The sequence below is a fragment of the Bordetella genomosp. 2 genome, assembly GCF_002261345.1.
Taxonomy (GTDB): domain Bacteria; phylum Pseudomonadota; class Gammaproteobacteria; order Burkholderiales; family Burkholderiaceae_B; genus Bordetella_A.
Genome location: NZ_NEVT01000006.1, coordinates 487,868 through 512,573, shown reverse-complemented (window position 1 = coordinate 512,573; position 24,706 = coordinate 487,868). Strand labels below are relative to the sequence as shown.

General features: G+C 70.3%; 26 protein-coding genes and 1 pseudogene. 8 read left to right on the top strand and 19 right to left on the bottom strand.

Features of this window, described 5'->3' with window-relative positions:
* Positions 1-159: 159 nt before the first annotated feature.
* The 6 genes from CAL24_RS12590 to CAL24_RS12565 all read right to left on the bottom strand — a co-directional run bounded on the left by CAL24_RS12590 (position 160) and on the right by CAL24_RS12565 (position 5,974).
* On the bottom strand, positions 160-1,623 hold the full coding sequence (locus CAL24_RS12590) for an efflux transporter outer membrane subunit (protein WP_094806879.1): 1,464 nt from the start codon (positions 1,621-1,623) through the stop codon (positions 160-162).
* Complete coding sequence (locus tag CAL24_RS12585) at positions 1,620-2,498, bottom strand: efflux RND transporter periplasmic adaptor subunit (RefSeq protein WP_028355883.1); 879 nt, start codon at positions 2,496-2,498, stop codon at positions 1,620-1,622. Before CAL24_RS12585 ends, CAL24_RS12590 begins: the two co-directional genes overlap by 4 nt.
* Positions 2,495-2,713 carry a DUF1656 domain-containing protein gene (locus CAL24_RS12580; RefSeq protein ID WP_094806878.1) on the bottom strand — a complete coding sequence of 73 codons (219 nt, stop codon included), beginning with the start codon at positions 2,711-2,713 and terminating at the stop codon, positions 2,495-2,497. Before CAL24_RS12580 ends, CAL24_RS12585 begins: the two co-directional genes overlap by 4 nt.
* Positions 2,710-4,761, bottom strand: coding sequence for an FUSC family protein (locus CAL24_RS12575; protein WP_094806877.1), 2,052 nt, complete (start codon positions 4,759-4,761; stop codon positions 2,710-2,712). The genes CAL24_RS12580 and CAL24_RS12575 overlap by 4 nt, the downstream gene beginning before the upstream one ends.
* Positions 4,758-5,234, bottom strand: coding sequence for a MarR family winged helix-turn-helix transcriptional regulator (locus tag CAL24_RS12570; RefSeq protein ID WP_028355886.1), 477 nt, complete (start codon positions 5,232-5,234; stop codon positions 4,758-4,760). The genes CAL24_RS12575 and CAL24_RS12570 overlap by 4 nt, the downstream gene beginning before the upstream one ends.
* A gap of 143 nt (positions 5,235-5,377) precedes the next feature.
* A complete protein-coding gene (locus tag CAL24_RS12565; protein WP_094806876.1) occupies positions 5,378-5,974 on the bottom strand; it encodes a helix-turn-helix domain-containing protein in 597 nt (198 codons plus the stop codon).
* A gap of 174 nt (positions 5,975-6,148) precedes the next feature.
* Between CAL24_RS12565 and CAL24_RS12560 the strand changes: the two genes are divergently transcribed.
* Positions 6,149-6,937 (top strand): aldolase, encoded by a 789-nt coding sequence (locus CAL24_RS12560; RefSeq protein ID WP_038854016.1) that lies wholly within the window; start codon positions 6,149-6,151, stop codon positions 6,935-6,937.
* Between the two features lie 12 nt (positions 6,938-6,949).
* Entirely contained in the window at positions 6,950-8,035 is a 1,086-nt protein-coding gene (locus CAL24_RS12555) for a TRAP transporter substrate-binding protein (protein ID WP_028355889.1), read from the top strand.
* A 6-nt stretch (positions 8,036-8,041) separates the two neighbouring features.
* Here CAL24_RS12555 and queD read toward each other — a convergent pair whose 3' ends face one another.
* Positions 8,042-8,485: a 6-carboxytetrahydropterin synthase QueD gene (gene queD, locus CAL24_RS12550; protein ID WP_028355890.1), complete on the bottom strand. Its 444-nt coding sequence runs from the start codon at positions 8,483-8,485 to the stop codon at positions 8,042-8,044.
* A gap of 28 nt (positions 8,486-8,513) precedes the next feature.
* Complete coding sequence (gene queE, locus CAL24_RS12545; protein WP_028355891.1) at positions 8,514-9,146, bottom strand: 7-carboxy-7-deazaguanine synthase; 633 nt, start codon at positions 9,144-9,146, stop codon at positions 8,514-8,516.
* A 99-nt stretch (positions 9,147-9,245) separates the two neighbouring features.
* On the opposite strand from queE, the gene arfB reads away from it, so the two are divergent.
* Positions 9,246-9,662, top strand: a complete 417-nt coding sequence (gene arfB, locus CAL24_RS12540; RefSeq protein WP_028355892.1) for an alternative ribosome rescue aminoacyl-tRNA hydrolase ArfB — start codon at positions 9,246-9,248, stop codon at positions 9,660-9,662.
* 3 nt (positions 9,663-9,665) lie between these two features.
* Entirely contained in the window at positions 9,666-10,397 is a 732-nt protein-coding gene (locus tag CAL24_RS12535) for a DUF2238 domain-containing protein (protein ID WP_038853951.1), read from the top strand.
* Here the strand turns inward: CAL24_RS12535 and CAL24_RS12530 are convergent.
* The 11 genes and pseudogenes from CAL24_RS12530 to CAL24_RS12480 all read right to left on the bottom strand — a co-directional run.
* Positions 10,366-11,007: pseudogene (locus tag CAL24_RS12530) on the bottom strand (CPBP family intramembrane glutamic endopeptidase); the annotation flags it as partial. The gene CAL24_RS12535 and the pseudogene CAL24_RS12530 overlap by 32 nt on opposite strands.
* Before the next feature lie 39 nt (positions 11,008-11,046).
* Positions 11,047-11,484, bottom strand: a complete 438-nt coding sequence (locus CAL24_RS12525) for a carboxypeptidase-like regulatory domain-containing protein (RefSeq protein ID WP_028355895.1) — start codon at positions 11,482-11,484, stop codon at positions 11,047-11,049.
* A 113-nt stretch (positions 11,485-11,597) separates the two neighbouring features.
* Positions 11,598-12,368 carry an NRDE family protein gene (locus tag CAL24_RS12520; RefSeq protein WP_094806875.1) on the bottom strand — a complete coding sequence of 257 codons (771 nt, stop codon included), beginning with the start codon at positions 12,366-12,368 and terminating at the stop codon, positions 11,598-11,600.
* Between the two features lie 9 nt (positions 12,369-12,377).
* On the bottom strand, positions 12,378-12,860 hold the full coding sequence (locus tag CAL24_RS12515) for a YbaK/prolyl-tRNA synthetase associated domain-containing protein (RefSeq protein WP_028355897.1): 483 nt from the start codon (positions 12,858-12,860) through the stop codon (positions 12,378-12,380).
* Complete coding sequence (locus tag CAL24_RS12510; protein ID WP_094806874.1) at positions 12,823-14,388, bottom strand: efflux transporter outer membrane subunit; 1,566 nt, start codon at positions 14,386-14,388, stop codon at positions 12,823-12,825. The genes CAL24_RS12515 and CAL24_RS12510 overlap by 38 nt, the downstream gene beginning before the upstream one ends.
* A gap of 1 nt (position 14,389) precedes the next feature.
* Positions 14,390-15,535: an ABC transporter permease gene (locus CAL24_RS12505; protein ID WP_028355898.1), complete on the bottom strand. Its 1,146-nt coding sequence runs from the start codon at positions 15,533-15,535 to the stop codon at positions 14,390-14,392.
* On the bottom strand, positions 15,532-16,479 hold the full coding sequence (locus tag CAL24_RS12500) for an ABC transporter ATP-binding protein (RefSeq protein ID WP_094806873.1): 948 nt from the start codon (positions 16,477-16,479) through the stop codon (positions 15,532-15,534). Before CAL24_RS12500 ends, CAL24_RS12505 begins: the two co-directional genes overlap by 4 nt.
* Complete coding sequence (locus CAL24_RS12495) at positions 16,476-17,462, bottom strand: HlyD family secretion protein (RefSeq protein WP_028355900.1); 987 nt, start codon at positions 17,460-17,462, stop codon at positions 16,476-16,478. The genes CAL24_RS12500 and CAL24_RS12495 overlap by 4 nt, the downstream gene beginning before the upstream one ends.
* A 4-nt stretch (positions 17,463-17,466) precedes the next feature.
* Complete coding sequence (locus CAL24_RS12490; protein WP_094806872.1) at positions 17,467-18,204, bottom strand: TetR/AcrR family transcriptional regulator; 738 nt, start codon at positions 18,202-18,204, stop codon at positions 17,467-17,469.
* A 79-nt stretch (positions 18,205-18,283) separates the two neighbouring features.
* A complete protein-coding gene (locus tag CAL24_RS12485; RefSeq protein ID WP_094806871.1) occupies positions 18,284-19,888 on the bottom strand; it encodes a glycerol-3-phosphate dehydrogenase/oxidase in 1,605 nt (534 codons plus the stop codon).
* A 40-nt stretch (positions 19,889-19,928) separates the two neighbouring features.
* Positions 19,929-20,723 carry a DeoR/GlpR family DNA-binding transcription regulator gene (locus CAL24_RS12480; RefSeq protein WP_028355903.1) on the bottom strand — a complete coding sequence of 265 codons (795 nt, stop codon included), beginning with the start codon at positions 20,721-20,723 and terminating at the stop codon, positions 19,929-19,931.
* 134 nt (positions 20,724-20,857) lie between these two features.
* Between CAL24_RS12480 and CAL24_RS12475 the strand changes: the two genes are divergently transcribed.
* Genes CAL24_RS12475 through CAL24_RS12460 form a run of 4 tightly spaced genes read left to right on the top strand, consistent with a single transcriptional unit; the run spans position 20,858 to position 24,702 of the window.
* Positions 20,858-21,934 (top strand): ABC transporter ATP-binding protein, encoded by a 1,077-nt coding sequence (locus CAL24_RS12475; protein ID WP_028355904.1) that lies wholly within the window; start codon positions 20,858-20,860, stop codon positions 21,932-21,934.
* Complete coding sequence (locus tag CAL24_RS12470) at positions 21,934-23,019, top strand: ABC transporter ATP-binding protein (RefSeq protein ID WP_028355905.1); 1,086 nt, start codon at positions 21,934-21,936, stop codon at positions 23,017-23,019. The genes CAL24_RS12475 and CAL24_RS12470 overlap by 1 nt, the downstream gene beginning before the upstream one ends.
* Entirely contained in the window at positions 23,016-23,897 is an 882-nt protein-coding gene (locus CAL24_RS12465; RefSeq protein ID WP_094806869.1) for a carbohydrate ABC transporter permease, read from the top strand. Before CAL24_RS12470 ends, CAL24_RS12465 begins: the two co-directional genes overlap by 4 nt.
* On the top strand, positions 23,890-24,702 hold the full coding sequence (locus CAL24_RS12460; RefSeq protein ID WP_028355907.1) for a carbohydrate ABC transporter permease: 813 nt from the start codon (positions 23,890-23,892) through the stop codon (positions 24,700-24,702). The genes CAL24_RS12465 and CAL24_RS12460 overlap by 8 nt, the downstream gene beginning before the upstream one ends.
* Positions 24,703-24,706: the final 4 nt, after the last annotated feature.

The window sequence follows — 24,706 nt, the reverse complement described above, 5'->3', positions numbered from 1 at the left end:
CCCCGCGCAAGCGGCGTGGATAAGCGCAAGCGTCGCAAGGGTGTCTGACACCGAAACCCGACGCCGGTTGTCCAGGTGTCAGACACCCCGCGCCGCGCTTGCGCCTATCCGCGCCGGCTGAGTGGGGGTGTCTGACACCAAGGCAAGCGCGCCAGCCGCCTATCTGCGGCTGCCGGCTGCCGCTGTCCCGGGCTGGGCCGGCGCATCCTGCCAGCCCCCGCCCAAGGCCAGGAACAGGGCGATCTGATCGTCGCTGAGGGCGGCCTGCGAGGCGGCCAGCGCGCTTTCGTTGGCGGCCAGCGTGCGCTGGGCGTCCAGCACGGTCAGGTAGTCGGTCTTGCCGGCCCGGAACAGCTGCCCGGCCTGGCGGGCGGCCAGCGCGCTCTGGTCGCGCGCGGCCCGCAGCGCGGCATCGCGGTCGAGCTGGCGCGCATAGGTCACCAGCGCGCTTTCGGTTTCGCGCAAGGCGCCCAGCACCGCCGCGTCGAAACGCGCCAGCGCGGCGCCGGCGCTGGCGCGGGCCTGGGCGATGCGGGCCTGCGCCACGCCGGTATTGGGCAGTGTCCAGGAGATCAGCGGGCCGACGCTCCAACTGAATGTGCCGCGCTCGCCCAGCATGGCGGCGGGGCCGGCCGAGCCGCCCGACAAGCCGAGGGTGATGGTGGGGTACAGCGCGGCCGTGGCCACGCCGATGCGCGCCGTCGCGGCGGCCAGGCTGCGTTCGGCCTGGCGGATATCGGGGCGGCGCCGCAGCAGCGCCGCGCCGTCGCCGACCGGGATTGGCTGGTCCAGGCGCGGCGGGCGTTCGCATTGCAGCAGCGCGGCCGGCATCTCGGCGGGCGCGCGGCCGGTCAGGGCGGCCAGGCGGTACAGCGCGGTGCGCTGGCTGGCCTGGAAGGGCGGCAGCTCGGCCTGCAGCTGTTCGAGCTGGCTGCGCGCGCGCGACACGTCCAGCGCCGTGCCGCGGCCGGCCTGTTGCAGGCGCTGCACGGCATCCAGCGAGTCGCGCTGCACTTGCACGGACCGGCGCGCCGAGGCCAGCTGCATGCCGGCCGCGCAGATATCGGCATAGGCGCGCGCCGTCTCGGCGGCCACGGCGACGCGCGCGGCATCGTACGCGGCCTGCGCCGCCTGTTCGTCGCCGGCCGCGGCCTCGACGGCGCGCCGGATCTGGCCGAACAGGTCGACCTGGTAGGCGACGCTGATGCCGCTCGAATAAGACCAACGGTCCATCGGACGGGTATCGGGGGCGCCGGCCTGGACGCCGGAGGCATGGCCGAAAGTGGGCGAGGCGTCGACACCCAGCGTGGGCTGCTGCTGGCCGCGCGCTTCCTGGGTGACGGCCTGGGCCCGCTGCAGGTTGGCCGCGGCGATGCGCAGGTCGGTGTTGGCCCGCAGCGCCTGCTGGATCAGGGCATCCAGGGCGGGATCCTGGTAAAGGCGCCACCAGGTGCCGGGCACGCTGTCCTGCCGGAACGCCGTCTCGCGGGCCTGCTGGAAGCCGGCCGATGCCGCCGGACGCCGGGCCGCGGCGCTGGCGGGCAGGTGGTAGTCGGGGCCGACCGCGGCGCAGCCGGCCAGCGCCAGGGCCAGCGCCAGGGCGGAGAGTGGACGGGCGGTCATGATGCGTCGACCTCCACGGTCGCGGTCTGGCCCGCCACCAGCCGCACGCCCTGGGGCACCTGGTCGATCTGTACGCGCACGGGGATGCGCTGCGCCAGCCGCACCCAGTTGAAGGCGGGGTTGACGTTGGGCAGCAGATTGGCGCCGGTGCTGCGGTCGCGGTCGGCGATGCCCAGCGCGATGCTGTCCACGTGGCCGCGGATCTGCCGCGATTCACCCATCAGCGTCACCGTGGCCGCGTCGCCCTCGTGAATGTGCACCAGCTTGGTTTCCTCGAAATAGCCTTCCACATAGAACGAGCCGGCGTCCACCAGCGCCATGACCGGATGCGCGGCGGTGGCGTACGCACCCACCCGCAGGTCCAGGTTGGTGACGCGTCCGTCGGTCGGCGCGACCACCCGGCTGCGTTCCAGGTTGAGCTTGGCGGTGGCGCGCTGCACCTGGGCTTCGGCCAGGGCCGCCTCGGTCTGCTGCAGGCGGGCCTGGCTCTGCTCCAGGACTTCGGCCGCCACCAGCTTGCCGAGCGAGCGGTTGCGCCGCGCATCGCGCGCCGCCTGGTCGCGCGCCACTTGTTGCGCGCGCACCGCGGCCTGCGCCTGGTCGTAGGCAAGCTGGAAGCGGGCGCGGTCGATTTCGAACAGGACATCGCCCGCCTTGACGTCCTGGTTGTCGTGCACCGGCACGGCGGTCACCAGGCCCGACACGTCGGGCGCCACCTGCACGACATAGGCCTTGACCCGGCCGTCGCGCGTCCAGGGCTCGACTTCGTAGTGGTTCCACAATTGCCAGCCCGCATAGACGGCCGCGGCGACGGTCAATGCCGTCACGAAGAATTTGCCCACCACGGGGCGGCGCAGCGCGTTGAGGATTTTCATGATGCTGTCTTGAATACGTAAGGAGAAATCAGGTACACGCCGTACAGCAGTACGACGAACAGTGCGGCATCGAACAACGCCGGATGCCACACCAGCCGGTAGAAGCCCGCGCGCGCCAGCACGCGGCGCACAGCCCAGGCCACGCCCAGCGTGATCAGCCCCAGCATCAGCAGCCAGGGAAAATAAATGCCGTAGAAGTCGAATTCGCCGATCATGATGCGTGGGCCGGCGGCAGCACGCCGGGCTGGTAGTCGAGGGCTTCGGGAAACAGCGCGCGACGGATGCCGACCAGCGCGACCACCGCGCGGTCGCGCGCCGCCAGGGCGCCGGGGGTGGCGGTCACGCGCGCCAGGGCGCGGTCGATGTCGGCCAGCAAGCCGGACGATTCGCCGCGCGGGCGGCCGGCCGAGCGCTGCTGGAAGAATCCCGCCAGCCCGCGCAGCACCGGCCGGATGGCCGCATCGGCGGCCGGCAGCAGGCGCCGCGCGCGCTGCAGTTCGGCAATGTCGTTGCCGACGCGCAGGTCTTTCAGGGCATCGGCGGCCAATTGGTCATCGGCGCGCTTGGCCAGCGCCAGGCGCGGCTGCAACAGGCCGATGCGGTCGAGCATGCGCGAGTTATAGGCCGAACGCGAGGGCGCGCCCCCGGCGCCGGCCAGCGCGGCCAGCTCTTTCCAATTGGCCGCCTGGATGCGGCGCGCGCTCTGGTCGGCGCTGATGGTGCGGAAAATGGCGGCGATGAGCGCGGCCATGGCCACGCCGATGATCTGCGCCGCCATGGTGTCGACGAACGAGACCAGGTCGGCGGTGCCGGTGTCGTGCAGCGCCAGCGTGCCCAGAAAACCGAACAGCAGCGCCATGGCTTTGCCGGTGTGGGCCGGCCGCGGGATCAGCGCGCCCAGCACCAGCGCCACGGGCAGGATGGACAGCGCTAGCATCTCGAACGAATGAATGGCCGGCATGATGCCCAGCAGGTACAGCGCCGAGAGCGGGATCGAATAAATGGTGTAGGCCAGGAACTGCATGATGCCGGGAACGGGGTTGTCCTGCGCGGCGAAAAAGCAGCTGAAAATGGCCGCCATCATGGCCGCGGTGGCGCCGTTGGTCCAGGCGGTGCCGATCCAGAAGACGCAGCAAACCGAAATGGCCAGGCCGGCCGCCAGGGCCGACAGCAGCGCCAGGCCGTGGTCGCGGTGCAGCGTGGCGCCGGCGCCCAGGCGGGCCTGGCGGCTGCCGCGGCGCGGCGCGCCGGCCAGCCCGGCGTGGATGTCGTGGCGCAACGCCAGGCAGCGGTCGTAGGCGTCGACCAGTTCGCGCAGCCGCGCCACCAGGCTGGCCAGCAGCGCGTCGCGCCAGCTCGCCGCGGGGCCGATTTGCGGCGCCAGGCGCGCCAGCGCGGCGCGCAGCACGCCGGCTTGGGCGCGTTCGCTTTGCGGCCCGGCGTCGACCCAGGCGGCGATGTCGCGCAGCACCGCGTCCACCGGCTCGGGCAGCGCCTGGCCGTTTTCCTGCAGGGCCCGCAGGCGGTCGTCGACGGCCGACACGAGGGGCGTGAGCGCGGCGATCTGGTCCTGCATGGCGCGCACCGCGCCGGCCGTCCAGCGGATGTTGCCGGTGTCGAACGGCACGTGGGTAGACAGCATGCGCAGCAGCGTGATGTCTTCCGCCAGCACGCGCCGCTCCTTGCCGTTCTGTGCGGCGCCGCGGCGCGCCAGGGTGTCGTGGATCCAGTTGCGCGCATCGCGCACGGTGGCGTCGAGCCGGGCCATCAGCGGCCCGGCGATGCCGCGCGGCAGCACCAGGCTGTGCGCGAGCGTGGCGCAGACGATGCCCAGGCTGATTTCCTCGACCCGCGCCAGCCCGGTGTCGAACACGGTGGAGGGATCGGTGACGCTGGGGAAACCGATCATGGCGGCGGTATAGCCGGCCAGCATGAACAGGTAGGAGCGCGGCGTGCGGTCCAGCACGGCGATATACAGGCACAGGCCGACCCACAGCACCATGGCCAGGATCATCAGCACCGGCGCGTTGGACAGGCGCGGCACCAGGTAGACCATGGCCGCGCTGCCGAAGAACGTGCCGCCCAGGCGGAACACCGCCTTGGAGCGCACCGCGCCGGCCCACGGCTGCGACACGACGTAGGCCGTGGTCATGGCCCAGAAGGGCCGCGGCAGGCCGATGCTGTAGGAAAGATAAAGCGCCGTAATGGCGCCCAGGTAGCACTTCGCGGAAAAGAGCAGTTCGTTGGCGTCGGGGAGCTTCATGGCCGGCGGTCCTCCTCGGTGGCCGAGGCCGACTGCCTGCCCAGCGTGGTCTTGAGGGTGTCGAATACGCGCAGACAGGCTTCCAGGTCGGCGTCGCTGACATCCTTGAACAGCCGGCGGCGCAGGGTGGCCAGCACGCCTTCGACGCGTTCGCGCAGGGCCTGGCCGTCGGGTGTCAGGTGCAGGGTGCGGGCGCGGCGGTCGTGCGGATCGGGGCGGCGTTCCATCAGGCCGGCCGCGACCAGGTGGTCGAGCACGCGCACCAGCGACGGGCCTTCGACCCCCAGGGCCTCGGCCAGCGCGCCCTGGCGCACGCCGTCGCCCAGGCGGCCGGCGATGATGACGGGCCAGGCCGTGGCTTGCGACAAGCCGTATTCGGACAGGGCGTTGTCGGCCGCGCCGCGATAGGCGCGCGACAACACCATCAGGCTGGCCGTGGCGGCCATGAGGCGGGAATCGGACGGCGTGTTCATGAGTTTGATTGTATCCTATTTATTAGCATCCTATCAATATCTCGAGCGACGCAATCAATGGGCACGCCGAGAGAGGGGCGGCTGGTGCCGCTACGGATGGGGCGGACGAGGGCGACGGGCGGGTGGCGGCCCGCGGGACGGGGTCAGTTCCGGTCGCTGGCGATGACGATCAGGGCGCGCGCCGTCTTGCGGCCCTCGGCGCGCAGGCTGTGGGGCAGGTAGCCGGGAAAGCGCACACTGTCGTCGCGTTCGAGCAGCACGGTGTGCTCGCCGAAATAGACGCGCACCCGGCCTTCCAGCACGAAAATGAGCTCGTCGCCGGCATGGTTGGCGACGGTGCGTTCGCCGTGGCTGCCCACTTGCACCACCATGACCGACAGGCCGCTGCCAGTGCCGCCCATGGTGATGGCTTCGTAGGCGTGCTCGCCCGGGTCGCGATCGGACGAGGCCAGGCGATGGCGCTCGCCGGCCCGCACGATGTGGATCTCGTCCTTGGGGTCGGTTTCGCCCAGCAGGGCCGACAAGGTCGTGTCCAGGGCCGTCGCCACGGTATGCAGCGTGCCGACCGAGGCGAACTTCTCGCCCCGTTCCAGGCGCGAAAGGAACCCCTTGTCCAGGCCCGTCTGCGCCGACACTTGCGCCAGGGTCAGCTTGCGGCGCCGCCGCGTGGCCCGTATTCGCAGCCCGACCTGCTGGGCATCGGGCGCGGTGGCGGCGGGCGGCGGGCGGTTGGACGGCATGGAGGCGGCGATCGAGCGGGCGAAGGCTGCATGATGCCACTTTTGCGGCGGGCGGGCAGCGCCGCCCGAGGGTTTCCCCGCGTTGAAGGTTGGGGCAATTATTTGTATTTTGGGCAACAAGTTGCCTATAAGGCAACAAGAATAACTTCCCAGCCATTACCACGGATGACCACGATGCAAAGCTATTCCTCCCAGGACAAGGACGTCCTGCGCCGCCGTGTCGATCGCGAGATCGACGAGCGTGCGCCCGCCGCGGCGGCCTGGAGCCCGGCCCAGAAAATGGCCCTGGCGTGCCGCATGCTGGCTGCCCAGGGCCACTGGCATGGCGGCCTGGCCGGGCAGATCACCGCGCGCGGCGAGCAGCCGGGCACCATCTGGACGCTGCCTTTCGGCCTGGGCGCCGACGAGGCGCGCGCCAGCGAGCTGATCCTCATCGACGAGGACATCAATCCGCTGGACGGCAAATCGCTGCCCAATCCGGCCAACCGCTTCCATGCCTGGGTATACCGGCACCGGCCCGAAGTCCAGTGCATCGTGCACACGCATCCGCCGGCCGTTTCGGCGTTGTCCATGGTGGGCGAGCCGCTGGTCGTGGCGCACATGGACGCCACGCCGTTCTTCGACGATTGCGCCTATCTGCCGGAATGGCCCGGGCTGCCGATCGGCGACGACGAGGGCGAGATCATCTCCGGCGCGCTGGGCGACAAGCGCGCCATTCTGCTGGCCAATCACGGCATGCTGACCGCCGGCAAGTCGATCGAGGAGGCGACGGTGATGGCGATCTGGCTGGAACAGGTGGCCGCGCTACAGCTGCGCGCCCGCGCCATCGGGCCGGTCAAGCCGGTGCCGGCCGAACTGGCGCGCGAGTCGCACGACTTCCTGGTCAAGCCGAAGATACTGGAGCTGACCTTTGCCTATTTCGCGCGGCGGGTGCTGCGCGAAGCGCCCGACTGCATCGCCTGAAAGGAGCCCGCCATGCAACGCCGTCGATTCCTCACCCTGGCCGGCGCGGGTGGCGCCGCGCTGGCCGCGCCGGCCGTGGCGCAAGAAGCGCCCGCCGTGAACTGGCGCATGCCCAGCAGCTTTCCGCGCTCGCTCGACACGGTGTGGGGCGCCGCCGAATTCCTGGCCGCCCGGGTGGCGGCGATGACCGACGGCAAGTTCTCGATACGGCCGTTCTCGGCCGGCGAACTGGTGCCGCCGCTGCAAGTGCTGGATGCCGTGCAGAACGGCACTACCGAATGCGGGCATACGGCGGGGTTCTATTACCTGGGCAAGCAGCCCGCGCTGGTGTTCGACACGGGCGTGCCGTTCGGCCTGACGCCGCGCCAGCATACCGCCTGGCTGCTGCACGGCGGCGGCCAGGCGCTGGTCGACGAACTCTACGCGGGCTTCAATGCGCTGGCGATCCCGTGCGGCAACACCGGCGCGCAAATGGGCGGCTGGTTCCGCAAGGAAATCAAGACGCCGGATGACCTGAAAGGCCTGCGCATCCGCACGCCCGGCCTGCTCAGCATGGTCTACGAGAAGCTCGGCGCGATCCCGCAGCAGGTGGCGGGCAGCGATATTTATCCGGCGCTGGAGAAGGGCGCGCTGGACGCGGTGGAGTTCGTGGGGCCCTACGACGACGAGAAGCTGGGCTTCGCCAAGGTGGCGAGCTACTACTACGGGCCGGGCGTGCTCGAACTGGGCGCCAGCCTGTGCCTGGCCATCAACCGCGACAGCTGGGCCAAGCTGCCGCCGCGCTACCAGGAGGTGCTGCGCGCCGCCTGCGCGAGCGCCGCCGCGGACCTGCTGGCCAAGTACGACGCCAACAACATTCCGGCGCTCAAGCGCCTGGTGGGCCAGGGCGTCAAGCTCAAGGGCTGGCCGCCCGCCGTGATGGACGCCATGCAACGGGCCACCCGCGAGGTGCTCGACGACTACGCCGCGAAAAGCCCGGAATTCGCCAAGGTGCTGGCCTCGTGGCGGGCGTTCCGCGACGGCCAGTTGCTGTGGGCGAGCGTCAACGACGGCGCGGCCGAGAACTACCTGATGGCCACGCGCGAGCGCGGGCTGTAGCGCGGCTCAGCCGTCGCAGTCGGCCCAGCAGTTGGGGGTTTCGTACAGGCGCACGCGCGCCAGGCGCAACTGGGCGCCGTAGTGGCCGTGATAGTGCGGCGCCAGCGTGCGGAAAATGACGGCGGCCAGGTTTTCCGCAGTGGGGATGCAGTCCAGCACCACGGTCTTGTGGCCGGGCAGCGTGTCGAGGAAGGCGCGCACGGCCGCGTCGCCCTGGTAGACCAGGAAGGCGTGGTCCCAGGGGTCGACGATATGGCGCTTGGCGATCGACTTGATCTCCGAGAAGTCCATCAGCATGCCGTTGTCGGACGCGCCCGGCGCTTCGACGACGTCGCCGGCCAGCGTGACTTCGAGCACGTAGCGGTGGCCATGCAGGTTGCGGCATTGGCTGCGATGATCGGGAATGCGATGGCCGGCATCGAATTCCAGCCTGCGGGTGACCGAGATCATCGGGCGCTCCGCGCGGCGTAGGGGTGTTTCATGGAATGCCTATGTATTTGTGGGTCTGCAGGCTCAGGCGCCACTGCGGATGCTGCAGGCAGTATTGCACGGCCCGTTCGGTGTTGGCCAGGCGCGCGGGGCCGTCCATGGGCTGCAGGAAGAAGTGCTGGAAATCGAGGTGGGCGAACGCCTCGGGCCGCGCGTCCAGCTGCGGGTAGACCAGCTTGAGTTCGTTGCCGCGCTCGACCACTACCGGCGCGCTGCCCTTGGGGCTGACGCAGATCCAGTCGATGCCGGGCGGCGGGGGCAGGGTGCCGTTGGTCTCGATGGCCACCGTGAAGCCGCGCGCGTGCACGGCGTCGAGCAGGGCGGCGTCGAGCTGCAGCAGCGGCTCGCCGCCGGTGAAGACCACGTAGCGGTCGGCCTCGCCGGGGCCCCAGGCGGCGGCGATGGCATCGGCCAGCAAGGCCGCGCTGGCGAACTTGCCGCCGCCCGGCCCGTCGGTGCCGACGAAGTCGGTATCGCAGAAAGTACAGGCGGCCGCGGCGCGGTCGGCCTCGCGGCCCGACCACAGGTTGCAGCCGGCGAAGCGGCAGAACACGGCCGCGCGGCCGGCCTGGGCGCCTTCGCCCTGCAGGGTCTTGAAGATTTCTTTGGCGGAGTAGGTCATGCGTATGGCGGCGGCGCGCGGCCGCCCCGGGGCAAACCGCTATTTTACCGGTCCGGCGCCGGTCGCGGCGGCCGGCCGAGTCGCGTAGACTGGCGGCCTATGTACCATGTTCAGGACGACATCTACCTGGACGAACGCGATATCGACTTCGGCATGATCCGCGCCCAGGGCGCGGGCGGGCAGAACGTCAACAAGGTATCCAGCGCCGTCCACCTGCGCTTCGATGTGCGCGCTTCCAGCCTGCCGGCGCACCTGAAAGAGGCGCTGTGCGCGCTGCCGGACCGCCGCATTTCCAAGGACGGCGTCATCGTCATCAAGGCGCAGTCGTTTCGCAGCCAGGAAAAAAATCGCGCCGAGGCGCTCGAGCGGCTGGCCGAGATGGTGCGCGGCGCGGCCCGGCCAATCAAACCGCGCCGGCCCACGCGGCCCACCCGCGCGTCGCAGCGGCGCCGCGTCCAGCGCAAGGTGCTGCATGGCGAGGTCAAGCGCCTGCGCGGCCGGGTGGCCGACGACTGAATCATGGCCCGTTCCACCCGCGGCCGTCATGCCTACCTGGGGCTGCTCGCCACCCTTTATGCCGCCTTGTGGGTCGCGCTGGCCATCGAGCCGCACGACCGCGCCGACTGGCTGCTCGAGAACGCGCTGGTGCTGCTGTTCGGCGCGGCGCTGCTGGTCACCCGGCGCTGGTTCGCGTTCTCGCGCGTGTCGTACACGCTGATATTCCTGTTCCTGTGCCTGCACGCCGTGGGGGCGCATTACACCTATTCGCTGGTGCCGTACGACGACTGGTGGCGCGCCCTGACGGGGCACGGCCTGAACGAGGCGCTGGGCTGGCGCCGCAATCATTTCGACCGGCTGGTGCATTTTTCGTACGGCCTGCTGCTGGCCTACCCGATCCGCGAGATCTTCCTGCGCGTGGTCGAGGTGCGCGGGTTCTGGGGCTATCTGCTGCCGCTCGACGTGGCGCTGTCGACCTCGGCCCTCTATGAGCTGATCGAGTGGGGCGCGGCCGCCGCCTTCGGGGGCGAGCTGGGCGCGGCCTACCTGGGCACCCAGGGCGATGTCTGGGACGCTCACAAGGACATGGCGCTGGCCGCCTGCGGGGCCTGCATCGCCATGGTCGCCACGGCGCTGGCCAACCGCGGCGCGCGCCGCGACCTGGCGCGAGAATGGGCCGACAGCCTCAAGCCGCCGCGCGACGACGACGCCGCCGGGCGGCTCAGCCCGCCAGCGCCCGCATCGGGTAAGTGAACAGCGCGAAGTGCAGGGTATTGAGGCCCAGGTGCGCCAGCACGGCGGCGGCCAGGCCGCCATGGCGGTACGCCGCGCCATAGGCCAGTCCCGCCACGGTGGCCAGCGCCATCCATGCAGGGCCGCCGCCCGCGTGTGCCAGGCCGAACAGCAGGGCGCCCGCGACCAGCGCCAGCAGGGCGCCGCCGCGCCGATGACGCCAGCGCATGGCCAATTGCTGTTGCACGTAGCCGCGGAACAGGGCTTCCTCGGCCAGGCTCACCAGCAACGCATTGTTGGCCAGCCACAGCCAGCCTTGCGGCGGCCACTTGGGCGCCCAGCCCACCAGCCCCGATGCCAGCGCGATGCCCAGGCACGCCGCGGCGGCCGCGGCGCACGCGGCCAACGCCGCGCGCAGCGTGGCGCCGGCCGTCGCGCCCCACATGGGCGGTGCAAGCGCCAGCACGACCCAGAATGCCGCCAGCGGCTTGTCCAGGTTCAGGTACATGGTGAACGGCAGCGCATCGGCCGTGTAGCGCGCGCCGACAATGGCCGGCACGTTGTGGAACCCGGGCAGCAGGTGCAGGCTCAGGCCGGCCGCCAGGGCGAGGAACAGCGCATGCCCGGCCGCTGTTCGCCGCCGCCTGATCCGCCCGCGGCGGCCGGCCCGTCAGGCGCTCCAGGTGAAGCTCTGGCGCACCGTGCCGTGACCGGACACCGAGACTTGGCGGGTCTGTTCCTTGTCGTTGAAACGGGCCGATACCTTGTAGCGGCCGGCCGGCAGTTTCACCAGCAGGTAGGGGCCGTCGGTGGCGGTGTCGAGCACGGTGTTGCCCTGCGCGTCGGTGATGGTGACCTGCACGCTGGCCAGATAGGCGCCGCCCTCGCGCGAGGCGAAGGTCAGGGCCAGGGGGTAGCGGTTGCTGGCGGCCTTGATGGCTTCGGACTCGTCGATGCCGACGCCGCCGGTGATGTATTGCACGCTGCCTTGCTGCTGCACCGCGGGCAGCGCGGAAGAGGTCTGCGCGGCGGCGACGCCGGCTGCCAGGGCCAGGCTGCCGGCGGCCAGCGCGGCGGCCATGCGCGAACGTTCGTGGCGTTTGTTCATGGGCGTTCTCCAGGAAAGCCCGGCGCTTGGCCGCGGCCGGGCCTGGCGGGTCCCGTGGTGCGGGACATTGCCTTTAGATTAGTCCGCGCCGGCGAAGTTCGCCACCGCAGGGATCAGGCGCGCCAGGTGAAGGCCAGGTCGCTGTCGCCGGCGGGCATGCCGTCGGGGCCGAAGCGGCGTTCGTGCAGTTCGCCGCGGCCGTCCGCGTGCAGGGCCAGCACCGTCGAGCCGCGCGTGCCGTAGTCGGGGCTGACGATGAACGGGCTGCTCAGCAGGCGCTCGCGCGCCAGGCCGATGCCGGTGTCGGGCAGGCTGGCGTCCTCGGCCGGGGTGCGGTCGGCCAGGGCCGCGTAGAGCGCGGGCAGGTCGGGCTGCGTTGCGCGGCCCAGCACGGCCGCGAATGCCGCCTTGGTGCGCGCGAGCTTGGGCCAGGGGGTATCCAGCAGGTGGTTGGACACGGCATAGATGCCGGCCGTGAGCGCGCGCGGCGTGCCGTCGCGGTTGCTGCAATACCAGGCGCCGTCCGCATCGCCGGCGATCAGGTTGAAGCCGTTGTAGCGGGCGCCGTCGGCGTGCACGGCGGCGATGTATTCCGCGGGCGGCGCGTCGCCGCGCAGGTAGTCTTCGACCAGCGCGCCGCGCGAGCGGGCGTCGGGCAGGATGTGCAGCGGGTCGCGGAAATTGGTCACCACCGCGTAGCGGCCGCGTTCGTCGACGCCCATCCAGGTGCCGCCGGCGCGCAAGTCGCGCCCGGCATAGATGGCGGGCCGGCCGGGCCAGCGCGCCGCCGGCTGGGTGGGGCGGGCGTGGAATTCATCGCGATTGGCGGCGATCAGCACCGGCACGCCGGGGACGCTGCGCAGGGCGAGCACGACAAGGCACATGGTATGTCCTCAGGGATGCACGAACGGCGCCTGGGCCGGCTGCGCCAGGCGGAAATAATCGTCGGTGCGCATCACGATGGAGGCGTCGAGCCGGCCCGCGTTGAAGACGATCTCGTCGTGCCGCTCGCGCAGGCTCGGGTCTGCCAGCAAGGACAGGTCCTGGTTGAATGAAAACGGCGGGATCGCGCCGATCTCGCAGCCGGTGAGCTCGCGCGCCAGTTCATGGGATGCCAGCGAGGCCTTCTTGCCGCCGGCGGCCGCGGCGATGGCCGCCAGGTCGGCCTGCTTGTCGGCCGGGAATACCGCCAGCACGTGCTTGCGCAGGTTGGAGGTGAGCTTGACGCGGCACACCAGGGCCTTGGCGCCCTGGCTGACCGCCGTGCCGCGGATGGCGGCCACTTCTTCGGATTTGCCGGCCGGCCGGTGCTGCAGCAGGCGGTAGGGAATCTGGTGTTCAGTCAGCAGGGCTTGCAGTCGCAGGAAGACATCCATGGCATGCGGAAGACGGTGAAGGCGAACGGGAGGATGATACGCCCTCCGGCGCCTCGTTCCACCAGCCGCCGCCCAGCGCCTGCAGCAGCGCGGCGGTGTCGGCATAGCGGTCGGCCTGGGCCTGGATCCGTTCGGCACGGGTGCGCAATTGCTCGCGCTGCGCGTCGAGCAGGGCGAACTGGCTGATGCCGCCCGCCTGGTATTGGCGGGCCGCGATGGCATAGGCTGCCTGCGCCTGCCGTTCCGCCTCGGCGCGCCCCTGCAAGGCGGCGGCGTCGGCCTGGACGGCGCGCAGCGCGTCCGCCACCTGCTGGAAGCCCTGCAGGACGGTCTGGCGATAGGCCGCGGCCGCGGCATCGTATGCGGCCTCGGCGGCGCGCTGGCGGGCCCGCAGCTCGCCGCCGCGGAACAGCGGCTGCGTCAGTCCCAGCGCCAGGCTCCAGACGTTGACTCCGTCGGCCACGTCGCCGGCCCGGGTGCGCTGCGAACCGAAACTGCCGGTCAGCGTGAAACGCGGGTAGCGATTGGCGGTGGCCACGCCGACATCGGCGGCGGCGCGGTGCCATAGCGCCTCGGCGGCCAGGATGTCGGGACGCTGGCGCGTCAGTTGCGATGGCACGCTCAGGGGCACGTCCAGCGGCAGTTGCAATGCTGCCCAGGCGGGCAGCGCCAGGTCTGCCTGGGCAGGCAGGCGGCCCAGGTAGACCGCCAGTTGATGGCGCGCCCGGTCGCGTTGCCGCCGCAGGTCGGGCAGCGTGGCGCGGGTCTGGGCCAGCAACGATTCCTGGTTGTGCAGGTCGAGGGTGGCGATGCCGCCGGCGCGCTGGCGCTGGCGCATGATGTCGAGCTGGCGCGCCTGGGCTTCCAGCAGGGCCTCGGCGGCTTCCAGCCGGGCTTGCAGGGCGGCCTGGCGGATGGCGGCCGTGACCACATTGCCCGCCAGCGTCATGCGCGCGGCCTGCAATTCCCGGGCCTGCAGGTCGACTTGCGCGCGCAGGCCCTCCAGCGCGCGCCGCTCGGCGCCGAACACATCCAGGGTGTAGGACACGTCGATCGAGGCGTTGTAGAGCGTGAAGGGCGCCGGCTGCTCGGCTACCGGCACGCCGTAGGCAGAGGGATCGACCTTCTGGCGGCCCGCCGACAGGTTGGCATCCACCGAGGGCAGGGTGCGGCCGCCGGTTTCGGCCGCCAGTATTTGCTGCGCCTCGCGCAGGCGGGCGCGGGCCTGGTCGATGGTGGGGCTGTGGGCCAGCGCCTCGCGCACCAGCCGGTCGAGCTCGGGCGAACGAAAGAGCCGCCACCACTGGGCGGGAATGTCCATGCCGGCATGCAGCCGTTGCGGCGGCGCGCCGGCATCGCCGGCGGTCTCTGCCGGCGCGGGCGCTGCGCCGTAGTGGCCGGCGTCCGGGGCGGGCGGGCGTGCGAAATCGGGTCCCACGGCGCAGCCGCCCAGCATCAGCAGCAAGGCCAGCGCCGGGGAGGCGGCGCGCGCACGGTACCCGCGCGATGATGAGCGTCGGTTCGGCATGTCAGTCCAGCGTGCGGCGATAGAACTTCACGGCCAGCGCCATGATCAGTACGGTGAACACCAGCAGCGGCCAGACATGCGGCCACAGGTCGGTCCAGCCATTGCCCTTGAGCAGGATTCCGCGGATCAGGCGATTGAAGTACGTGAGCGGCAGCAGGTTGCCCAGGTGCTGGGCCCACAGGGGCATGCCCTGGAACGGAAACATGAACCCCGACAGCAGGATGTTGGGCAGGAAATAGAACATGGTCAGCTGCATGGCCTGCAGCTGGTTCTGCGCCAGCGACGACAGCGTGATGCCGACCGTCAGGTTGGCCGCCACGAACAGCAGCGCCGCCAGGTACACCGCCAGCAGGCTGCCCATGAACGGCACGTTGAATACATAGCGCGCCGCCAGCAGGATGATGGTGGCCTGCAGCAGGCCGATGGCGATGTAGGGCACGATCTTGCCCGTCATGACCTCCAGCGGCCGTACCGGGGTGGACAGCAGGTTTTCCATGGTGCCGCGCTCGCGTTCGCGCGTCATGGCCAGGCCGGTCATCATGACCAGGGTCATGCTGAGGATCACGCCCATCAGACCGGGCACGGTGTTGTACTGGGCGATCTGCTCTTCGTTGTACAGGCGGTGCACACGCACCTCGAAGGGCGGCTGCCCGCCCGCCAAGTGCGCCAGCGGTCCGGTCAGGTCCTTGCGCGCCACGGTCTGGCCGAGTTGGGCGGCGGCGCTGACCGCCATGCCGGTGGCCATGGGGTCGGTGGCGTCGGCCTCGATCAGCAGCGCCGGGCGTTCGCCGCGCAGCAGGCTGCGCGTGAAGTCGGGCGGGATGGTCAGCACGAACAGCACGCGGCCCTGGGCCAGCGCGGCGCGGCCGGCTTCCTCGTCGGGCAGTTCCTCGACGATATTGAAGTAATCCGACGCCTTCATGGCCGAGACAAAGGTGCGCGTGAACTCGCTGTGGTCGGACACGATCACGGCGGTGGGCATCTGTTTCGGATCGGTATTGATGGCATAGCCGAACAGCGCCAGCTCCATGATGGGGATGCCGACGATCATGCCGAAGGTGATGCGGTCGCGCCGCAGCTGCAGGAACTCCTTGAGCACCATGCTCCACCAGCGCATCCAGGAAAAGCGCCGCTCGCGCGCCGTCATGGCCGGCTCCCGTAGTTGTCGGTGGAGCGGTTCATCAGGTAGATGAATACGTCTTCCAGGCTGGTGTCGATCGGTTCGAGCCGCAGGCCGGAGCCTTGCACCGCTTCGCGCAGCGTGCGTTCGAGCTGCGCGTGGTCCGTGCCGCTGACATGCAGCGCCGAGCCGAAGGCGACGGTCTGGTCGACCCCGGGGCTGCCGCGCAGGCGCTGCCCCAGCGAGACCAGGTCATTGCCATGGATCGCCCAGGTGGCCAGCCCCTGCTCGGCGGTGACGCTTTCGGCGGTGCCCTGTGTCAGCAGGCGGCCGTAGGCCAGGTAGGCCAGCTTGTGGCAGCGTTCGGCCTCGTCCATGTAGTGGGTGCTGACCAGCACCGAGATGCCGCGCGCGGCCAGGGCGTGCAGTTCTTCCCAGAAATCGCGCCGCGCGGTCGGGTCGACGCCGGCGGTGGGCTCGTCCAGCAGCAGCAGTTGCGGCTCGTGCAGCAGGCAGGCGGCCAGCGCCAGCCGCTGCTTCCAGCCGCCCGAGAGGGCGCCGGTGAGCTGGTCGGCGCGGCTCTGCAGCCCCAATCCCTCGAGCGCCTGTTCCACCACCTGGCGGCGGTCGGGCATTTCGTACATGCGCGCCACGAAATCGAGATTCTCGCGGATGGTGAGGTCTTCCCAGTACGAGAACTTCTGCGTCATGTAGCCTACGTGGCGCTTGATGTCGGCGCTCTGAGTGCGGATGTCGTAGCCCAGGCAGGTGCCGCTGCCGGAGTCGGGCGTGAGCAGGCCGCACATGAGCCGGATGCAGGTCGTCTTGCCGCTGCCGTTGGGGCCCAGGAAACCGTAGATTTCGCCGCGCCGCACTTGCAGCGACACGTCGTTGACCACGTGCTTGTCGCCGAAGTGCTTGTTCAGGCCATGCACGTCGATGACCAGCTCGGCGCTGTCGGGCCGGCTCATGGCAGCACAACCTCGACGGGCTGGCCCGGGTGCAGCCGCGCCGCGTCCTGCGGCGCCGGGTGCGCCTCGATCATGTAGACCAGCTTGCCGCGGCTGTCGCGGCTGTAGATGACCGGAGGCGTGTATTCGGCCTGTTCGGACACATAGGTGATGGCGGCGGGCACCGCCTCGCCGCAGGCATCGCAGCGCACGCTGACCCGGTCGCCGGGATGCAGCGCGCCCAGCGCCGTCTCGGGCACGAAAAAGCGCAGCTTGATGTTGCCGGGCGGCAGCAGGCGGACTACCGGGCTGCCGGCGGGCACCCATTCGCCCGCCCGGTACATGGTATCGAAGACGCGGCCCGCGGCGGCCGCGGCCACCTGCTTTTGCGCCAGCGCCCAATCGGCCTGCGCCAGCGCGGCGCGCGCCGCTTCGACCTGCGCTTGCTGGGCCTGGCGCTGCTGGTCGCGGCCGGGCAGCTCGGCGACGTCGAGCCGGGCGCGCAGTTCGCGCACGCGCGCGGCGCTCGCACGGGCCTGGGCGCGGCTGTCGTCCAACTGCGCCCGGGCGATGCCGCCGGCCTGGAACTGCACGCGGTCGCGCGCCAGCTGTGCGGCGGCGCGCTGGGCTTCGGCCTCGGCTTGCACCAGTTGGGCGCGCACGACTTCGATTTCGGGCGGCCGCTGGCCGGTGTCCAGGTCGCGCAACTGGGCCTGCGCCGCGGCCAGGCGGGCCCGGGCCTCGCGCTGGGCTTCGGCCTCGGGATCGGCTTCGAGTTCGAATAGCGGCGCGCCCGCCTGCACCTGCTGCCCGCGGGCAACGTGCAGCGTCTGCAGGCGGCCCGCCTGCGAGGCCGCCATATAAACGAATTCGCCCTCGACATAGCCCTGGTAGAACGGCTGCTCGTTCTTGCCGCAGGCGGCCAGCAGCAGCAAGGGCAGGCACCAGGCGGCCAAGGCGCGGCGCCGCGCGGGGAAACCGGGAAGCGGAAGGCGGACGGGCATGGCGTCAGGATCCTGGCCGGGACGGGGAGCGGCGCGCAGGGCGCCGCCGGGTGGAAGAGGAGGGCGGCAACAGGCCGCCCGACAGAATGGCGATGGCGTGCGTCGCGATGGTGTCGGGCTGGAGTCCGGCGGCGGCGCCGTCATCGGCCCAGATGCGCTGCCACAGGTCGGCAGTGGCCAGCGGCACCAAGGTCATGCCCAGCACCGACAGGAATACCAGGCGCGGCTCGACATGCGGATTCACCGCGCCGGCGTGCTGGGCCTGCGCAATCTGGGCCGCAAAGGCATGCAGGTGGTCGAACGGCAACTGGCGGAACACCCGCTCGCGCAACTGCCCCCCCGCGTTGACCACTTCACGCATCCAGAGGGGCGCCAGCCACGGGCGCTCGGAGGCGCACTGGACGATGCGCTGCACGACCCGCGCCACCATGGCGTGGGGGTCGGCCGGAGCGGCGTCGCCGGCGGCCGCCTGGGCGACGGCGGGGGCCCACACATAGGCGATGACCGGCGCCAGGCGCTCGGCAACCACCACGTCGATGAGCTGTTCGCGGTTCTTGAAGTAGTAGTGCACCATTGCGGAGGTGACGCCGGCGCCCGCGGCAATGTGGGCGATGGTGGTGGCGGCCACGCCTTGCGAGGCGAACAATGCCGTGGCGACGTCCAGCATGGCGTCGCGGCCGTCGGCGCTGGCGGGGCGGGCCGGACGGCCGAGCTTGCGGGAAGTGGAGATGGCGGCGTTCATGTGCGCATTCTAATTAATGATTTAATTAATTAAAAGCGCCTGTTGCAATTTCGCCGCCGCAGCGTCGCAGTTTCGCGGCTCAGGCCAGCCGGTAATGCGCCGCGTTGTGTTCGAAGCTCGCCAGGGTGGCGCGTTGCCAGTCGGCGTCCAGGTCCAGTTCTTCGGCCAGGATGCGGGCCACCTCGGGCGCGGCGCGGATGGCCGCCTCGCTGTCGAGGAACAGTGCGCGATTGCGCCGCGCCAGTACGTCCTCGGCGCTGCGGGCCAGTTCATGGCGCGCGGCGAAGCGCACGTGGGCTTCCGTGAGCCCGCTGGCCGGCACCAGCACGCGTTCGTGGCCGGGCAGGGCGCGCAATGCCGGCAGGTCGGTGCCGTAGTAGCTGTCGGGCGTGCCTTGCGGGGCGGCCGCCGGCGCGCCCGGCGCCGGCGCGCCGTGCAGGGGCAGGTCGGCGGTGCGGCAGTGCGCCTGCGGCAGCAATTGGCGCTGGATGGCGGTATCGATCACGTCTTGCGCCATGCGGCGATAGGTGGTCCATTTGCCGCCGGTCACGGTGACCAGCCCGCCGCGCGACACCACGATGGTGTGCTCGCGCGACAGGGTCTTGGTGGCAGCCTCGCCGGTCGCCTTGACCAGCGGCCGCAGGCCGGCCCATACGCTGGTGACGTCGGCGCGCGTGGGCTTGCGGCTCAGGTAGCGGGTGGCGGTGGACAGGATGAAATCGACCTCGGCCGGCAGGGCCGGCGGGTCCAGCGGCAGGTCGTCGCGCGGCGTATCGGTGGTGCCGACGATGGTGCGGCCGTTCCAGGGCACCACGAACAGCACGCGGCCGTCGTCGGTCTTGGGGATGAGTATGGCCTTGTCGCCCGGCAGGAAGTCGCGCGGCAGCGTCAGGTGCACGCCCTGGCTGGGCGCGACCATGGTCTGCGCCTGCGCGTCATCCATGCGGCGCACGCTGTCGACCCAGACGCCGGTGGCATTGACCACGCAACGCGCCCGCACGGCGTACTGGCCGCCGCCCAGCGCGTCCTGCACCAGCACGCCGCCAACGGCGCCGCGCTCGTCGCGGGTCAGGCCGGTGGCGCGCACGTAGTTGACGGCCGTGCCGCCCAGGTCGAACAGCGTGCGCATCAAGGCTACCGCCAGGCGCGCGTCGTCGAATTGCCCGTCGTAATACAGCACGCCGCCGCGCAGGGTCCGTCCGCCCACCGAGGGCGCCACGGTGGCGGCCTGCGCCAGGGTTTCGGCGCGCGACAGCCAGCGGCTGGGAGCCAGGTTGAGCCGGCCGGCCAGCATGTCGTACATCTTCAGCCCGACGCCGTAGAACGGCTGGTCGAGCAGGCCGTACGCCGGCACCACGAAGCCCAGCGGCCACACCAGGTGCGGCGCGTTGCGGTTGAGCAGGCCGCGCTCATGCAAGGCTTCGCGCACCAGGCTGATATTGCCCTGGGCCAGGTAGCGCACGCCGCCGTGCACCAGCTTGGTGGCCTTGCTGGAGGTTCCCTTGGCGAAGTCGTCGGCCTCGATCAGCAGCGTCCGGTAGCCGCGCGCCGCGGCGTCGACGGCCGTGCCCAGGCCGGTGGCGCCGCCGCCGATGACGACCACGTCCCACGGGGCGGGGTCTTGCAGGGCCTCGAGCAGCGCGGCGCGGCTGGGCGGGAGAACGGAGGTGGGGACAGGGGTCATGGCGGCGTGATGTCGGACCGGCAAAGGAAACGGGACAGGCTCAGCCCTCGGCGGATTCGGCGCCGGCCTCGGCCGCCGCGATCTCGCAGCGCACGCCGGACTCTTGCAGGACTTGCGCCAGGGGTTCTTGCGGATACGCGTCGGTGAAGAAACGGTCGATCTGCGAGATGTGCGCCAGCTCGACCATGGCCTGGCGCTGGAATTTGCTGCTGTCGGCGGCCAGCCACACTTCGCGCGACTGTTCGATGATGCTGCGCGCCACGCGCACCTCGCGGAAGTCGTAGTCGCGCAGCGTGCCGTCGGCCTCGATGCCCGAGATGCCGATCAGGCCGATGTCGACCTTGAATTGGCGGATGAAGTCCACGGTGGCCTCGCCGACGATGCCGCGGTCGCGCGGCCGCACCACGCCGCCGGCCACGATGACTTCGCAATCGGGGTTGTCCGACAGGATGTCGGCCACATGCAGGTTGTTGGTGATGACCCGCAGGCCGCGGTGGCGCAGCAGCGCCCGCGCGATGGCCTCGGTGGTGGTGCCGATGTTGAGGATCAGCGAGCAGCCGTCCGGCACGGCGCGCGCCACGGCCTGGGCGATGCGCTGCTTGGCCTCGGCGTGCAGCCCCTGGCGCTTGCGGTAGGCGATGTTCTCGATGGTGGAGGCTTCGATGCGCACCCCGCCGTGAAAGCGCGACAACAGCCCGGCCTCGGCCAGCAGGTTGACGTCGCGCCGCACCGTCTGCAGGGTGACGTCGAAATGCCGGGCCAGGGCCTCGATGGTGGCCGAGCCCTGGGAACGGACCATTTCCACGAGCGCGCTTTGTCGAGGGTTCAATGTCATATTCGCATCATAAAACAACAAAAGCGAAAAATAATGACGCGCTGCAAGATTGTTTTTCTTTCGCTTGTTGGGTAAAACGCAAAAAAGCAAAAAAACAACGAAAGCGAGTGCATCCGCCCACCCGGAGGAGAACGATGCAGTTGACGCTGGACAGAATCGCCCTGCAGGTCGGGTCGCAGTCTTATCTGTACCCGCTCAGTCTGGCTCCCGTGGCCGGCGCCATGACGGTGCTGCTGGGCGCCACCCTGGCGGGCAAGACCTCGCTGCTGCGCATCATGGCCGGCCTGGACCGTCCCACCGAGGGCAGCGTGCGGGTCGACGGGACGGACGTGACCGGCGTGCCGGTGCGGCGCCGCAATGTGGCGATGGTCTACCAGCAGTTCATCAACTATCCCTCGATGTCGGTGTACGACAACATCGCTTCGCCGCTGAAGCTGGGCGGCGCCAGCGACATCGACGCGCGCGTGCGGGCGATGGCGGGGCGCCTGCACATCGGCCACCTGCTGGACCGCTATCCGGCCGAGCTGTCCGGCGGCCAGCAGCAGCGCGTGGCGCTGGCGCGCGCGCTGGCCAAGAACGCGCCGCTGGTGCTGCTCGACGAGCCGCTGGTGAACCTGGACTACAAGCTGCGCGAGGAACTGCGCGACGAGCTGGCCGGCCTGTTCGCCGACGGCCGCTCCACGGTGGTCTACGCCACCACCGAACCCGCCGAGGCGCTGCTGCTGGGCGGCTATACCGCCGTCATGGACGCGGGCGAGCTGCTGCAATACGGTCCGGCGGCCGAAGTGTTCCATCGGCCCGCCTCGCTGCGGGTGGCGCGGGCCTTCAGCGATCCGCCCATGAACCTGTTCGCGGCCAGGCGCCAGGCCGGCGGCATCGTGCTGGAGGGCGGGGTGGCGGCGGCCCGCGCCCTGCCGGATGGCGACGGCGAGGCGCGCATCACGGCGGGCCTGCGGGCCGGGGCTTTCGGCATCGCGCCGGGCGCCGGACGGGTGGCGCTGCCCGGCGCCGTCAAACTGGCCGAGATCTCGGGGTCCGACACCTTCGTGCACGCGGAGACCGCGGCGGGGCCGGTGGTGGCCCAGTTGCCGGGCGTGCACCGCTACGCGCTGGAAGACCGCCTGACGCTGTATTTCGACCCGGCCAGCCTGTACGCCTTCGACGCCGCGGGGGCCCTGCTGGCCGCCGGGCGCACGGCGGAGGTGGCCTGATGGCGGCGATCGAGCTCGACCTGGCCCATTCCTACCTCAGCCGGCCCGCATCGGAGGACGATTACGCGCTGCTGCCGTTGCGTTTCACCTTTCGCGATGGCGGCGCCTATGCGCTACTGGGGCCGTCGGGCTGCGGCAAGACGACCCTGCTGAACTGCATATCCGGCCTGTTGCGCCCTTCACAAGGACGCATCCTGTTCGACGGCCGCGACGTCACCGGCCTGACGCCGCAGCAGCGCAACATTGCCCAGGTGTTCCAGTTCCCGGTGGTGTACGACACCATGACGGTGGCCCAGAACCTGGCATTTCCGCTGCGCAACCGCGGCGTCCCGGCGGCCCAGGCGCGCGAGCGGGTGGGGCGCATCGCGGAAATGCTGGACATGTCGGCCCTGCTGGACCGGCGCGCCAGCGGACTGTCGGCCGATGCCAAGCAGAAAATCTCGCTGGGCCGCGGCCTGGTGCGCGACGATGTGTCCGCCGTGCTGTTCGACGAGCCGCTGACGGTGATCGATCCGCACCTGAAGTGGCAGTTGCGGCGCAAACTGAAAGAGATCCACCACGAGCTCAAGCTGACTCTCATCTACGTCACGCACGACCAGACCGAGGCGCTGACCTTCGCCGAGCAGGTCATGGTCATGTCGCGCGGCAAGGCGGTGCAGGTCGGCACGCCGGAAGACCTGTTCGAGCGGCCCGCGCATACCTTCGTGGGCCATTTTATCGGCTCGCCGGGCATGAATTTCCTGCCGGCGCAATGGCGCGACGGCGCGCTGGCGGTGGGTACGCTGCGGCTGTCCGGCCTGCCGGCCGCCATGGCCGACACGCTGGCCGCCGCCGGCCCGGTGCGCCTGGGCGTGCGGCCCGAGTACTTGCAGCCGTGCGCCGCCGGCGCGCCGGGCGCCGTGCCGGTGCGCGTAGCGCGCATCCAGGACCTAGGCACCTATCTGTTGCTGACCGGCGACTTCGAAGGCGCGCCGCTGCGCGCCCGCGCGGCGGCCGGCAGCACGGCCGCGGTCGGCGACGTCGTATGGCTGCCGCTGCTGAACGCGCACACCTGCTTCTACCGCGACGAGGAACGCATCTCATGAAGCCCCTCAACCAACGCGCCTGGCTGCTGGTGCTGCCCGTGGTCATCTGCGTGGCCTTTTCGGCGATCCTGCCGCTGATGACCATCGTCAACTACTCCGTGCAGGACATCATCTCGCCCGAGCGCCGCGTGTTCGTCGGCACCGAGTGGTACGCGATGGTGCTGCAGGACGAGGAGCTGCACGGCGCGCTGTTGCGGCAGATCGGCTTCTCGCTGGCGGTGCTGGCCATCGAGATCCCGCTCGGCATCCTGCTGGCCCTGTGCATGCCCGCCACGGGCTGGCGCGCCTCGGCCACGCTGGTGGTGGTGGCGCTGTCGCTGCTGATCCCGTGGAACGTCGTGGGCACCATCTGGCAGGTGTTCGGGCGCACCGATATCGGCCTGATGGGCGCGGCGCTGACCTGGCTGGGCGTGGACTACCACTACACCGGCGACGCGCTGGACGCCTGGCTGACGGTACTGGTCATGGACGTCTGGCACTGGACGCCGCTGGTGGCGCTGTTGTGCTATGCGGGGCTGCGGGCCATCCCCGAAGCCTATTACCAGGCCGCCCGCATCGACGGCGCCTCGCGCTACGCGGTGTTCCGCTACATCCAGCTGCCCAAGCTGCGCGGCGTGCTGATGATCGCCGTATTGCTGCGTTTCATGGACAGCTTCATGATCTACACCGAGCCGTTCGTGCTGACCGGCGGCGGTCCGGGCAACGCCACCACCTTCCTGTCGCAATACCTGACGCAGAAGGCGGTGGGCCAGTTCGACCTGGGGCCCGCCGCCGCGTTCTCGATCGTGTACTTCCTGATCATCCTGCTGCTGTGCTTCATCCTGTACAACTGGATGCAGCGCGCCGGCGCGGCCACCGAGGAGGTCTCCCATGGATAAGCGAGGTTCGGCCTGGCGCGCCGCCTTCCTGCTGCTGTACCTAGTGTTCGCCATCCTGCCGCTGTACTGGATGCTGAACATGTCGTTCAAGACCAATACCGAGATCGTCGGCACGCTGAGCCTCTGGCCGCGCGAATTCACCCTCGACCATTACCGCACCATTTTCACCGACCCGGCCTGGTATTCCGGCTACATCAATTCGCTTATCTATGTCGTCATCAATACGCTGATTTCGCTGGCCGTGGCCCTGCCGGCCGCCTACGCGTTCTCGCGCTACCGGTTCATCGGCGACAAGCACGTGTTCTTCTGGCTGCTGACCAACCGCATGACGCCGCCGGCGGTGTTCCTGCTGCCGTTCTTCCAGCTCTACAGTTCGCTGGGGCTGATGGACACGCACCTGGCGGTGGCGCTGGCGCACCTGGTGTTCAACGTGCCGCTGGCGGTCTGGATCCTGGAAGGGTTCATGTCGGGCGTGCCGCGCGAGATCGACGAGACCGCCTACGTGGACGGCTATTCCTTCCCGCGCTTCTTCCTGACCATCTTCCTGCCGCTGATCAAGTCGGGCGTCGGCGTGGCGGCGTTCTTCTGCTTCATGTTCAGCTGGGTCGAGCTGTTGCTGGCGCGCACGCTCACCTCGGTCAACGCCAAGCCCATCGTGGCCACCATGACGCGCACCGTGTCGGCCTCCGGCATGGACTGGGGGGTGCTGGCGGCGGCCGGGGTGCTGACCATCGTGCCCGGCGGCATCGTCATCTGGTTCGTGCGGCACTACATCGCGAAAGGCTTCGCGATGGGACGCGTATAGGAGG